We start from the raw sequence: 12,731 nt of genomic DNA, 5'->3' as shown, positions 1-12,731 counted from the left end.
AATTCCAAAGGCAGAAAACGCAGACAGTGTAGCAAGTAGCCACATAAAGAATTCCCCCGATAATGCCGTATTCCATCGATCTAAAGCGAGGCTCACCACAAGCCACCCGCACCAAAAAGACGCGTTCGGCTACGCGCGTATTTCAGATTGTACTCGACATCGGCACGCCATTCGACGAGATTGACGCAGTTTTTGCGGCTGGAGTACCGGCCCCGGGTGAGATCCATCCATCTGACTTTTTCCTCACCTGCAAGACCGTCTCTTCTGTGATGGAAGATGGCGACGACACCACGCGAAAGTGGGCTGTAACAGCAACTTACGACAACGAGCCAGACGACCAGGAAGAAGAAAACGAAGATGGCAACCCGCTGGAAGAACGCGCGGTTGTGCGGGGTGGATCGATTGATCGGGAAATTCCGGTTACCGAAGATGCAGAGGGTGAGCCGGTACAAAACTCCGCAGAAGATCCGATTCGCGGACTGAGCATCCCCTACGCCGATTACGCGATCAGCATTTCTAAAAATGTATCGACTCTTAATCTGGCGACGGTGGCAAGCTTTCGCAAGAAGGTCAATGACTCGACGTTTTTTGATGCCGATTCTGGGACGGCGAGACTATCGAGGTTTGATTTCGAGGTGCTCTATCATCAATCGATCGGTCGCTATTTCCACGTCACCTATGAATTTCAGATCCGTGAAGGTGGCTGGAATGCTCGTGTTTTGGATGAGGGATTCAACGAACTGAACTACCCCGACAAGACCATGATTACGCTCCCACTCAACGACGATGAGGGGAACGAAATCGGCCGCGCTCCTGTTACCGAGCCATCGCTGCTAAACGGATTTGGAACGGTGCTCGAAGCCGGCGATCCACCCGTCTATCTCGACTTTACTCTATTCAGCGAAGGCGACTTTGGGTCGCTCGGTATCCCCACAAGCTTTAGTGAGATTTAAGCATGGCGAACGAACTTACGCTCAATGTCAATTTCGCATTGGTCAACGGCGTCTTGAAGGAGACATATCAGACTGGCCGATTGCAATTCGATCAGGCGACCGCTGGAATTAGCAAATTCACCCAAGAGATCGGGACCAGTGAAGAAACGGTTTCGTTCTCGACGCTGACCACCGAAGGCTACCTATTGATGGTCAATCTCGACGCAACCAACTATGTCGAGTGGGGACCGGATTCAACTGGCATTGTCGATATCGGCAAACTAGAGCCGGGGGAGATCGCGCTATTCCGTCTCGCGCCGGCCGCCACGCTCAAGATGCAGGCGAATACGGGTGCATGTGATGTGCTGTTTATCTGCTTGGAGGACTGATGGCACAGCCGGTCTACACCTTCGACGAGGCGACGATTCGCAGAATTGCAGCCGCCGTGAAAGATTACGAGCGGAGGACGGTGCCGGCGTTGAATCAGCAGCAGCGTAGATATCCGCGTGGCGTGGCAGGCAATCAACTCTACGGCTTCACCCTAACCGAAGACATGAGCGAAACCACCGCCAAGCAAGCATCCGCCAGTATCCAGGCTCTAGATGGCGTCGACACGGCAGCACTGGAATCATCGACCCTCTACGACCCGAAAGAGGTTTTCGCCGGCGCAGAGGAAGGCTTTGAAGGTTACTGCATCAAGCAAGGTGGGAAGTATTACGCGATTCAATCTGGATGCGAGGTTCCGTAATAATGGGATGGCATGGACCACAAGGTGACTGCGGGTGCTGCCTTCGACTGTCTACATGCAACGGAGGCTGTAATGCTGACACCGCCCCCGAGTCATGGAAGGTAACTCTATCTGGAGTTTCTGGCGATTGTGCAATTTGCGATGCAATCAACGGCGCATACATACTCGACAAATTCTTCACAGTTCCCGGAGATTCCTGTACTTGGTTTTACAGTGAACCAATCGACTCACACTGCACCGAAGCCGATCTCGACCCGTTCTATGCGACTGGGTCAGAGTTGCACCCAAGGTACTGTCGATTGCAGATAACGCTAACAATCACAACAGGGAATACTCTTTCCCTTTTGATATTTCTTCAAATACCGACAACATCGCCATTTGGCGGAAAACAGGCGTCGTCCTGTGGTGCTGCGGCAGGCTATGCGAACTATAGCCGTGGAAGCGCGGAATATGATGTCGGCCAGGGAGTTGTTGATTGCGCTGGATACTATGACGGCAAGGAGCCGGTATTCTACAGTGAGCTTACATTTGACGGCAGCTGCTCATTTATTTCGACAGCATCCGCAGTGGTTGAACTTCCATGAACTGCGATTTTGAAAAACAGCGGGGGATGTGGGTATGCGCTAACCCTGGGTGCAACCGAAAAGTCGGGTTGTGTACATTCGCGCCAAAAGCAAATTGCCGAGGAGAGCCTAACCCCGAGAAGCTGCGAGAGACGCTACTCACAATCCATTACTTCTACCTCCCGCAAATCTGCGGCGCATCAAAACCACCATCCGAACGCTGCGAACACCTAGACATGCTGGTAGCCTGCAACGGCTGTGGATGCGGTAAGCCTAAGCTGATAGGCCGACCAGAGAAGGCGAGAGAGCTAGGCGTGGGCGTGCTCATGGATTGCCCGCGCTGGCACACTACCGAAACGGCGGACCCTCAATCCCCCGCGCACTCGCAGGCGAATACCCACGATCAAACAAAAACGCCTCCAACAGCGCCACCCGATCAAGCAGCAGGCTAATCTTATCCTCTGGGCTCAGATCGCTTTTCGCGACGTCGGTTAGCTTGGTGTGGTCTAGGTCAGATGGGTTCATTTGGCTTTCTCCCTGCCCCGCCACGATTCCCACCCGGCCGTTCTGGCTTACTCACCGCATGTCCATCACGCTTGAGCTGTCGCGCTAGTGGAGTGCGGATATAATCTTGCACGGTTTGACCGCGTTTCTCGGCAGCGAGCTTGATTAATTCTGGCCAATCGTCTGGCACGTCAAATGGTAGTCGCTTCATGCTTTGCTCCAAAATTAGCCACGCCGGCCAAGTGGTGCGGCGGTTTGGTGGCTGTGTTATTCAGTGACGATCAATGCGGTGCGAGCGTGAGCCGGGCCGTCCGCGAAACCTTCAAGAGATTGAATCTGTGACCACTGATCGGCGGTCAAATTTGCCGTGTTGCTCGTTCGCAGCTCTGCCGCAATTGCTGGGAACTTTCCATCCAGTTCGCCCCAAAACGCTTCGGCATTGTTTTCTTCGTCGATCGCCACAGTGATTTCAGTCGTCATCGTATTCCCCTTGTGCCAGTCACGGCGGTTAAAAAAATGATTACCACGCAGGCTGGTTAGTGTTAATTTCCCACCAGCCTTCGCCACATGAATGCGATTCCAGAAATTCCTCAGGCCCCAGATTCTCGATCTCACTAGCGTAGTCGTCAGTTACGTCGATGTAGTTCGGCTCGACTCCATCAACAATCGCCGCAGCGTGGCTATGGTGGCCATCGACCACAAAGCCTATCGACTCCCCATCGCTCATTGTCACGACTACGAACTGCACATCGTAGTCTTTCTCGACTCGCTTAGCCGTGATGATGTCTGTAACTCGTTCAATCTGGCTTGTGATGTATCGCATGCTTTGGCCCCATCGATCCCCGCGAAGTGCGTTGCTCATGCAATCATTATGTACAGCTTGATTACGATTGCAAGGGGCAATTCTGAAAAGAGAAAAGATTTTCCATCCCCAGTGACCTAACGTGTACACGCGTTCACCGATGCTATCACTTGTGACGATTGAACCCCCACCGCAGCAAGCGAATTAACCGCAACAATCAGGGTTTAACTGTAGACAGTTTTGCTATTGGCGGTAAAGTAAAACCCGCCAGCTTTTTTCGCCTAGTCTGCAAGGTCGCAGCCGGTCGCGATTGCCGCCCATTCGCCTTTTCTAGCGCTCTATCGCTTTCGCCGAGTCTGGCGAAGTCCCCTCCATTCATGTGCTTTGCAGGAGCATGTTCACGATGAACCTTCCACCACTACAGGTACAGATTACACAGCACGGAGTCTTGGTTAGGACGTCGGAAATCCAAGATCCACGCGAGAAGTATTGCGAGACTTTTAACGAGGTTTACGGCCGGCTCGGCTTTGTGGCGACCCCGTCTCAGCCTGATTCCATCGCGATTCTCTTGGCCAATTCCAGCCGCTTATCAGAATAGATTTGCGTAGCGCTCAAGCTGGCGTGGCCAAGGATGGCCTGTGCAGCTTCGACGCCGTATTCCTCGCGAATCGCATGGCCTTTCGCGTGTCGCATTTGATGCGGTGACCACTGAAGCTGCTCACCATCTGGCCGCGTTCTATTGCATCGCTCTTGCGCCCTCACAATAGCCCGTCTATACGTCCAGGTCCGATAATGGGCATCCTCTCTCGTGCTACGCCGTGGCCGAAACAGGAAGCCGCTGGATCGTTCAAGGAAGGGGAGAATGACATGCTGGCACCGCGGCCCGATCGGCACGATTAGAGTTTGTTCGCGATGCTCGTTTTTATGCCGCGGCATCCAGATCAGTAAATCACCATCGCGTGCAAACTGGTCACGACTGGCCAGAACGATTGACTGCGACCGAGCGCCGGTGTGCCATTGCATCATCACCATTGCGTGCACCGGATGAGTGAGCTGGTCGAGCGTGGCCAACACATCGGCGAACGATACCGGCTGACGCTTCGGCTTTTCCTTGGCGCCGCCCTTGCCGAACGGTAAATCCTCGACCGTCAGCAGGGCTTGATAAATCGCGACCGGGATATGCTCGTGAGAGACTGCCCAACCGAACACCTGCTTAACGCGGCCTACCTGTGAATTGACGTAGGACCGCGCATTGCCAGACGCGATGAGGTGGGCGCGAAACTCTCGCAGCGCCAGCGGCCCAAAGGACTCGACATGCAGCTCGCCGCAATGATCGTCTAGCTTGAGCAGCGCCCGCAGCATCGCCTGATAATGCGATCGCGGCCCTAGGTCAGCGAAATAGGACGTCGCCCAAAGGTTGTAGAGCCGTACCAAGTCCGTGATCTGTAGCGACCCGTTTTTAGCCGCCGGTGACGCCGCCAACACGTAATCGCGCAGGAATGCGTTATAGGCGGCCTTTGATTCGATCGACCCATACTTGCCGGCGAAGTAGTGTCTTTTCCCGCCAAAATTGATGTAACCGACATCCCGCACGTTATGCCGGCTGTACTTAGGAATCCTTGCCAAAGTGTGCACTCCTTCAACTAGTGTGCACGGCCTGTTGTTTATCCTGTCGCTCTAACTCTTTACTGTTTCACACTTTAAAAGTGGGCGATGCGGTATTCGAAACCGCGACCTCCGCCGTGTGAAGACGGCGCTCTAACCAGCTGAGCTAATCGCCCGGGGTGTTGAGTTATTCACCCAACCTGCATCCACAGAGAGAACCTGACGGCGTGAAGGTTCGCGCCGTCAGGTTCGTCAGTTTATCGGTTTTTACTCGCTACGACTAGCGGATATTAGCACGCGAGGGGGACAAAAATCGGTTAGTTGTGTTCCGACTTCTGTGGTTCGGCCGGTGGGGGCTCGAACTTGGGAGCGGTTGCTTCGGCGTAGTCGTCATAGTCATCATAACTGGAGGAGCTGGATGACTTGGACGAGTAGCTTTTGCGGTCATTGACCGTGTCTTCGACTTCTTTGGTGGCGTTGTGAAACTCGGATTGAATGTCACTGAGCCCTTTTTTGAAGTCCGAGTAGCTTCGCCCGAGCGAACGGGCGACCCCCGGCAGGTTTTTGCCGAACAACAACACGGCCAACACGGCGACAATCATCATCTCTTGCATTCCCAAGCCGCCAATGAATCCGAAGATTACCGGCATGGAAATGGGTAGGGTCATCATACGACGGGACCTTTGTTCGCGACGTGAAATGAGAAAGGAGACAAAATAGGCGATTTACGCCTTTTTCACTTCTTCTTCGTCATGCTCGTCGGCGCGAACCGGCGGTTCCTTCATCCCCGATTTGAACTCGCTGATGCCTTGACCTAAGCCACGCATCATTTGGGGAATTTTGGTAGAGCCAAACAGCAAGATAATGATGCCCAGCACGATCAGTAGTTCATTTACGCCGATACCCATGTTCTTACCTCGTTGTCAAACGAAAGACGGAGATAGAACACGCAACCAAGTAGGCGAAAGCGGGTCGGCACTCTTGATAGAGCCTGACCAGAACCAATACTCGTGCGGTCCTTTGCGCAAACCAAATGCGCGAAGGGTGCGGCTACCTGCCGCAACCATGTACCAATTTTACTCGACCCTCCCCGGCTGTAAAGGGAGCAATCTGCAGCGGACGGCTGCGAGAACCCTAGCGCGGGGCCAAATTGTCCGGTTTTGACGAGATTCGGACGCCGCTGCGGATCATCGCAGGCGCCTGGGCGATAGGAGCAGGACGGTTCTGCAGCTCATAGTAAATGGGAAGATAGCGAAAATAGACCTCTAGAGATAAGGTAGCCATCGCCGTCGAATAGACACGTCCGCCGTAGCACCCCCAAACGGTGTCGGGATCCCAGCTGCCGGATTCGATGCCGCCGCTGCGTTGGCTTTTGAGGACCTGCCGCTGCATCGCGGCGCTCCACGATTGCCAGCGTTCCCCTTGCAGTTGGTGCATGCCGATGGTGCCGTAATACCAAAAGTAAAGATTGGGCTTGCCGGGGCCTGGTTCAAAGCGAGCGACATAGTTGGCCGCTTCTTCGACGGCGGCCGGGCTATTTTCAGCATCCATAAAAATGCGGCAGACCAGCGCTTCGGCGGTCATGACCGGATTGGTTCGTTCGCCGGGACGGTAACTGGCCAACCCATTGTTGTCGCCTGACGAGACGCTCCGCAAAAAGCGGGTCATCAGATCCCGCGTCCGCTCTGGCGTTTCGATACCAGACAGTTGGGCGCTGTGCAGCGCCAGCACCTGCCAACCAAACTGACTGGTGTCTCCCAAGTCACCAGGCTGATAGCGCCAGCCGCCGGAGGTTTGATGCTGCGATTGATACGAATATTGAAGCGCCGCTTCCAGCGCCGGGCGAATGCGATCGTCGCGGGTCATCGCGTAGGCTTCGCTGAGCGCCAGCATCGAGATGCCGTGACAATACATCTGCGCAAACAGGCGAGCTTCGCCGGCCAACGAGCCGGTTTCGGCCTGCTGCGAGATCAGGAACTCGAGCCCATGCTGCACGTTGGTGCGGTGCTTTCCTTCCAGATGCGTATGTCCACGCGCCATGAACGCCAGAATCGCCAGGCCGGTAACGGCGGTATCGGCGTCTGCGCCGGAGCCGTAGCGATCGTGACCCAGGACGCGTTGTTCGTCGCCGGCGCCATGTCGGCTGGCGTCCCAGCGACCGTCATCCTCTTGATTCGCGGCTAGCCAGACTAGCGATGCGTCGACGGCGGCTTCGATCCGCGGATCGCCCCCTTGGGCCTGGATGATGTCGGCTTGGTTTTCAGCAACGCGGGCCTGCATCGCCAACGGCAACGGCGAAGCCGCCAACGTGCGGCGATTGGTCGCCGGCGCCGGGACGCCCAGCTGATTGAGCTGCGTCAGCTGCTGCTGATCGCCGGTGGCGCGGGCCGAAGCCAATTGGGCGGGGGCGCCATTTTCGGCACGCGACGACGATGCGTTGGGGCCGTCAATACGATTGTCAGCGGCGCGAAGTTGATCGGTCTCGCTTTGAATTGCATCGGCCGGTTTGGCGGTGGTGGCCATATCGGCCAACTGATGAATCTGATCGTTCATCTGGCGATCTTCTTCGGTCGGCTCTAGCTGCGGCTGTGTGATTTCAGCCATTGGCGCCGCGTCCGAATCACGCCGGGCCAACGTGGGAGCTATCAGCGCGCTGCCCACGGCTGCGGCAAGTTCAGCAGCGGCGACGGCCGGAATAGGCGCCGCGGGAATCGGCCCGATGTCGGCAGCGGCGATCATCGATCCGCGCGGAGCGACCGACGGCTCGACCGGCGCCTGATTCGCTTCGGTCAATTCGGTCGGCGTGGCGGTATCCAGAGGCGGCGGCGTGATGGTTTGACTGAGGGGCGCATCTTCGCTGGGCCAATCGTGGGCCGGATCGCTGGTTACGGCGCTGGGATCTTCGCGGCGGGCCAACGGAGCGGCTTGCGGCGAGGGCAGGGACGCTGTTTCAGACAGCTCCCATGGCTTGGCTTGCGTCGCTTCCTGCGTGGGACGATCTGCTTTTTCTTCAAACGCAACGCTAGAAAGCTTAAAGCTAAGCGGCGCCGGCGTGAGCGCAGGCCCCGGAGAGAACAGCTGCGTCATGTGAGCATAGGCGATCAACAACAGATGTGCGAAGATTGAGAGGACCACGCATTTGGAGATCGGCCTGGCTTGGCCCCAGCGGGTTTGCATCAAGACCAGCAGCGAGATCGTCAATACCGCGAGCCCCGCCCACATGATGTTCCAAATCACGTGGGACGAAAGCAAGCTTTGATTGGCGTCCGCCAGCAGGTGCATGGTTATCTGGTGCTCGTGTTAGTTTGTTGCGCCAAGCGTACAGAGATGCCCATCTCGTTGATCCCTGCACTGCGGCAAGCGTTCAATACCGATGCGACGCTTTGGAACGGGATCTCGGCGTCGCCGCGAACCAGCACGCCTAGATCCTCATACTCGCCGCGGGCGGCGACCAGCGTGAGCTGCAGTTGTTCGACCGTCAGCTCTTGTCGATCAAGCATGATGCGTCCATCCCGATAGATGTTGACCACCTTGCGTTCGGGAGCGGCGGTGAGCGCGCCGACGTCGTTGACGGCTGGGACTTCAAGCCCGATCTTGCGCTCGAGCTCGGTGAACTTAGTGCCGACCATGAAGAAGATGATCAACAGAAAGACAATGTCGATCATCGGCGTCAAGTTGAGCGTCGGCGTCTCGTCGATATGCGTTTTGAGAGGCACCTTCCTGGCTCCTAATAAAGGGCGATTCCGTTCACCCTGGTGGTTACGCGGCGCGGCGAGCAGCCTTCTTGGGGACGGTCTTCCGTTCTTTCCAACCATCCGACGCAATCGCGTTGACCAAATCCTGACCCAGCGAATCGATCTCCATCACCAGCCGATCCACTCGACCGACAAAAAAGAGATATGCAATCAACGCCGGCAGCGCGACAGTCAAGCCGGCGGCCGTGGTCAGCAGCGCTTGGCTAATGCCGGCGGCCAACAGTTCGGGACGGCCCATCGCATCCGCGGTCGCAATCGAGTTGAACGCCTGGATCATGCCGAGCACCGTACCGAGCAAACCCAACAGGGGGCTAATCGTGGAGATGCCGTTGAACAGCCGCAAGTAACGTCGCAAACGGTTGGTGACTCGCTCGCCGCTGTCGATGATCGCCTGTTCAACTTCGACCGAAGAGCGGCCCCATTTTTTGATGGCTGCCGAAAAGACCTCGGCCACGGGGCTTTGGTTTTCTTCACACAGCGCGAGCGCTTGCTCTTGATCGATCTGACCTTCGCGAACCTGCTCGATAAAGCGTTTGACGAACGGACGCGGAATGACGCGTCCCGTGCGCAAACTGATCGCACGTTCAAAGACGAAGACCAGCAGCAAAAACGAACAAAGCACAATCGGGATCATCAGCAACCCGCCATCGCGGATCGCTTGCAACATGTTTTGGGTTGGAATCGGGGATTCGGCCGCAGCCGCCAGCGCATCGGCGCCCTCTTGCGCGAAGGCAGGCGCCGTGAGGAAGATCCCCCCAAACGCTCCGACCAGCGCGAGCTGGCCTAGGCCTCGTCCGACGGTTCGTAGCTGACTGACATCCATTTCAGTTCACTCCCGATCACAAATCACCGGCCCAGGGCGCCACCGATGGATAGTAAAAGTTGTCTATGTAGTTCTGACTCCGATCGACCGCGATTAGCGCTGTTCGGTTGTCTTGAGTTTGGCCGTCTCGCGACGTTGGCGGACGACGCTCAATCGTTGTTGGGCTTCGCCAGCGAACAAGGTCTCGGGATAACCGGCCGCTACATCGTCGTAGTACTTTTGCGCCTTATCCCATTGGCGCGAAATCTCGTAGCACTTGCCGATCTGCAGCAGCGATCCAGCCTTCCAGCGCGGGAAGTCATAGAGCGCAGCGACCCGCGAGTAGGCTTGAATCGCCGATTGAAAGTTCTTTTGATGGAAGTAGGTTTCGCCGATCATCCACTGCGCCATCGCCGCGGTTTCGGTCGCTCCTCCATGATTGGAATCGATCACGCGCTGGTAGGCTTCGCGCGCTTCGGCAAAGCGAGCCTGACGCGCCAAGCAGCGACCACGCAGATAATCGAGCTCGTAACGTTGCTCAAAATCGGGGTGGCTCACCGCGGCCAGTTCGGCTAGGCGAAGCGCCTCGTCCCAGTCGCCCAGATGGGCCGCAAGTTGAGCACGACGGAGCGCGATGGTCGCGTTCCATGTCAGCTCTCGACCGCGGGCCAATCCTTCCACCTTGTCAAACAATTTCGCGGCTTCGCCAAATTTGTGTTGGTGGAACAGCGATTCAGCGTGCCAAAAGCTCGCCATCATCTGTAGCTCTTCGCCAACTTCAGCACTCTTCAGCTTCGTCATCTCGGCGGCGACTGTTTCCCAATCGGCTTGGCCGACGGCGATCTGCCCCAACAAGTAAGTTGCATGAGGCGCCACCTGAGGGTCTCCCTTGGAGACAATCTTGTTAAGCAACCGCTGGGCGTCGCTCGCCTGCTGGGCGGTCAGCAAAGTCTCGGCGCGACGATAAGCGGCGTCGCTCCAGAGTGGGCTTTCTGGATAGTTCTCGCTGATAATGCGCCATTGCTCGGCGGCTGCTTCCGGCTTCCCTTGGTCAAACAACGTCCAACCCAAGCGATAGTGGAGATCTTCTAGTTGCAGCTCTTGGCTGGGCGCCTGAATCAGGGCGCGATAAAGTTCGGCGGCGCGGCCATACTCTTTGCGTTGATTCAAGATCTGGGCGGCTGACAACATAGCCGTCGGCGCCATATCTGACTCGGGGTAGTCGCGATAGATCTGTTGATAAAGGGTGAGCGCTTCCGCCGCTTGGTCGCGCCCCAGCAAGATCTGAGCCCGAGCTGACAACACTGTCGGAATTAGCGTGCTGGTCGGATCTTGCTCGATCAGTTGATCGATCGCAGCGGTTGAGGTTTCGTCGCTAGCGGCATCCAATTGAACCCAGCTAAGCCCGGCGACACCGGCCTTGATGAACTCTGCAGGATTACCATTTTGAGTAAGCGTTTCAAACAACTGACCAGCCCACGGCTTATCGCCGGCTTTCAAGGCTGTTTCGGCCAAGCGGCGCGTGGTCAGCAGATAGAGTCGCTCGTCACACTGAGAGCGATCGACTTGGGCATAGGTGGTCTTTGCGTCGTCGAGTTGCCCGATGCGGGCCAACGCAGCCGACAGCAGCAAGCGAGAAGCGAACGCTTCTTCACCGCTGGGCGCAACTTCTAAGTATTTGGCGAAATGGCGGGCCGCATCGGCGTCTTGACCGCTGCGATCGGCGGCCAAGCCAAGAGCATAGTAGGCCGAAGCTTGTTGCTGCGGCAACTCGGTCGCAGCGATCGCCGCTTCCAATTGCAAGCTTGCCTGCTTGGCGTTGCCGGCGCCCAGCTGCGCGACGCCACGCAGGTACGGTTTTTCAAAGGACCATGTGACGGCCGCCTGTTCCATCTCGGGCGCTACATCATCGATCCCTGGAGACTCGAGCAATTCGATCGCTTGGGCGTATTCTTCTTTTTCGATCCGCTGACGCACGACCAGACGAATAGCTTGCGGCGTCGCTTCACGTTGGGGGTGTTGCTGCACCAAGCGTTGAACGCTGGTTGTAGCTTTTTCGAGATCGCCGGTCACAATGGCCGCTTCGGTCAGATAGAAGAGGGCTTCATCACACCAGGGAGACGCCGGATGATCGACGAGCAATTGTTCGAGCTGCGTCAGACCTTCGCTGGTCCCCCCTTGCTCCAAGCGGATGCGTGCCGACAGATAGTCGATCTCGTCCCGATATTGGCTTAGCTTTCCGTCTTGGACCAGCTCTTGCAGTCGCTGTTCCGCTTGCGGCCAATCGCGGACTTCGTAGTAGGCTTTGGCGATCCAGAGCTTTGCAATATCGCTGTGCCGATCATTGGTTTTGACGACTTCGGTCAAATGTTCGACGGCGGTGCGATGATCGCCCAGTCGATATTCCAGCACGCCCAGCTCAAATCGAGCATCTTGCGATTCGGTCAGTTCTGCTTTTATCGCGTCTCGATAGGCCTGACGTGCGGCGGTCAACTGACCGCTGTCTCGCAATGCCCGAGCCAAACCAAGTTCGGCTTCAGCTTGCATCGCCGGATTGGGCGCCGCCGCTTTCGCTGCGCGGAACCATCGCTCCGCCGCGTCATACTGTTGATTGGCCAGCGCGATTTCGCCCAGATAGGGAAGTGCATGAGCATACAGCGCGTGATCTTTGTGAGTCGTGGTGAAAGCTTCAAACTCGGCTTGCGCGGCTTCGTACTCGCTGGTCAGGTAGTAGCACTCAGCGACTCTGAATTCTGCCTGAATCTGATTTGCGTGCGTGGGAACACGTTTGAGAAACTCTTCATACGACTTCCGAGCGTCAGCAAAATCTTCGAGCTGAATCAGCGCCTCACCGCGATAGAAGAGCAGGGGGCCGGTCAGTGAATGCTGGGGATAGTCGTGGACGAAACGATCAAAGGCAATGATCGCCGCTTCCCAATCCTTGCGAGCATATTGGCTGGCTGCGACGGCATACAGATCGGCCGCCCCGTCGGCGCAAGCAGATCGCGTCATCACGAACG

Annotated in this window: 13 protein-coding genes and 1 tRNA gene; 3 read left to right on the top strand and 11 right to left on the bottom strand. The window is 56.6% G+C overall.

All coding sequences use genetic code 11. The features are described 5' to 3' along the window. The first annotated feature begins 62 nt into the window (after positions 1-62). The 3 genes from SH421x_RS12530 to SH421x_RS12520 are packed head-to-tail and all read left to right on the top strand — an operon-like array spanning position 63 to position 1,680. Positions 63-953, top strand: a complete 891-nt coding sequence (locus SH421x_RS12530; RefSeq protein WP_488856006.1) for a hypothetical protein — start codon at positions 63-65, stop codon at positions 951-953. 2 nt (positions 954-955) lie between these two features. Then, on the top strand, positions 956-1,321 hold the full coding sequence (locus tag SH421x_RS12525; RefSeq protein ID WP_488856005.1) for a hypothetical protein: 366 nt from the start codon (positions 956-958) through the stop codon (positions 1,319-1,321). Further along, positions 1,321-1,680 (top strand): hypothetical protein, encoded by a 360-nt coding sequence (locus tag SH421x_RS12520; protein ID WP_488856004.1) that lies wholly within the window; start codon positions 1,321-1,323, stop codon positions 1,678-1,680. The genes SH421x_RS12525 and SH421x_RS12520 overlap by 1 nt, the downstream gene beginning before the upstream one ends. Positions 1,681-2,591: 911 nt before the next feature. Here SH421x_RS12520 and SH421x_RS12515 read toward each other — a convergent pair. The 11 genes from SH421x_RS12515 to SH421x_RS12465 all read right to left on the bottom strand — a co-directional run bounded on the left by SH421x_RS12515 (position 2,592) and on the right by SH421x_RS12465 (position 12,723). Continuing rightward, positions 2,592-2,768, bottom strand: coding sequence for a hypothetical protein (locus SH421x_RS12515; protein WP_488856003.1), 177 nt, complete (start codon positions 2,766-2,768; stop codon positions 2,592-2,594). Positions 2,769-3,014: 246 nt separating this feature from the next. Next, positions 3,015-3,227, bottom strand: a complete 213-nt coding sequence (locus SH421x_RS12510; protein WP_488856001.1) for a hypothetical protein — start codon at positions 3,225-3,227, stop codon at positions 3,015-3,017. 40 nt (positions 3,228-3,267) lie between these two features. After that, the gene (locus tag SH421x_RS12505; protein ID WP_488856000.1) at positions 3,268-3,570 is read right to left on the bottom strand and encodes a hypothetical protein; all 303 of its coding nucleotides are present in this window, start codon (positions 3,568-3,570) and stop codon (positions 3,268-3,270) included. Positions 3,571-4,092: 522 nt separating this feature from the next. Further along, positions 4,093-5,175 (bottom strand): tyrosine-type recombinase/integrase, encoded by a 1,083-nt coding sequence (locus SH421x_RS12500; protein WP_488855998.1) that lies wholly within the window; start codon positions 5,173-5,175, stop codon positions 4,093-4,095. A gap of 81 nt (positions 5,176-5,256) precedes the next feature. After that, positions 5,257-5,330, bottom strand: a tRNA-Val gene (locus SH421x_RS12495). 141 nt (positions 5,331-5,471) lie between these two features. Next, positions 5,472-5,825 (bottom strand): Sec-independent protein translocase subunit TatA/TatB, encoded by a 354-nt coding sequence (locus tag SH421x_RS12490; protein ID WP_488855997.1) that lies wholly within the window; start codon positions 5,823-5,825, stop codon positions 5,472-5,474. A 54-nt stretch (positions 5,826-5,879) separates the two neighbouring features. Beyond that, on the bottom strand, positions 5,880-6,062 hold the full coding sequence (tatA, locus tag SH421x_RS12485) for a twin-arginine translocase TatA/TatE family subunit (protein WP_488855995.1): 183 nt from the start codon (positions 6,060-6,062) through the stop codon (positions 5,880-5,882). Positions 6,063-6,288: 226 nt separating this feature from the next. Beyond that, the gene (locus SH421x_RS12480) at positions 6,289-8,436 is read right to left on the bottom strand and encodes a prenyltransferase/squalene oxidase repeat-containing protein (RefSeq protein WP_488855993.1); all 2,148 of its coding nucleotides are present in this window, start codon (positions 8,434-8,436) and stop codon (positions 6,289-6,291) included. A gap of 2 nt (positions 8,437-8,438) precedes the next feature. Beyond that, positions 8,439-8,870: an ExbD/TolR family protein gene (locus SH421x_RS12475; protein WP_488855991.1), complete on the bottom strand. Its 432-nt coding sequence runs from the start codon at positions 8,868-8,870 to the stop codon at positions 8,439-8,441. Positions 8,871-8,913: 43 nt separating this feature from the next. Beyond that, on the bottom strand, positions 8,914-9,732 hold the full coding sequence (locus tag SH421x_RS12470; protein WP_488855989.1) for a MotA/TolQ/ExbB proton channel family protein: 819 nt from the start codon (positions 9,730-9,732) through the stop codon (positions 8,914-8,916). Positions 9,733-9,825: 93 nt separating this feature from the next. Continuing rightward, the gene (locus tag SH421x_RS12465; RefSeq protein ID WP_488855988.1) at positions 9,826-12,723 is read right to left on the bottom strand and encodes a tetratricopeptide repeat protein; all 2,898 of its coding nucleotides are present in this window, start codon (positions 12,721-12,723) and stop codon (positions 9,826-9,828) included. Positions 12,724-12,731: the final 8 nt, after the last annotated feature.

Source organism: Blastopirellula sp. SH421 (assembly GCF_057808535.1).
This window is presented reverse-complemented; position numbering and strand designations above follow the sequence as displayed.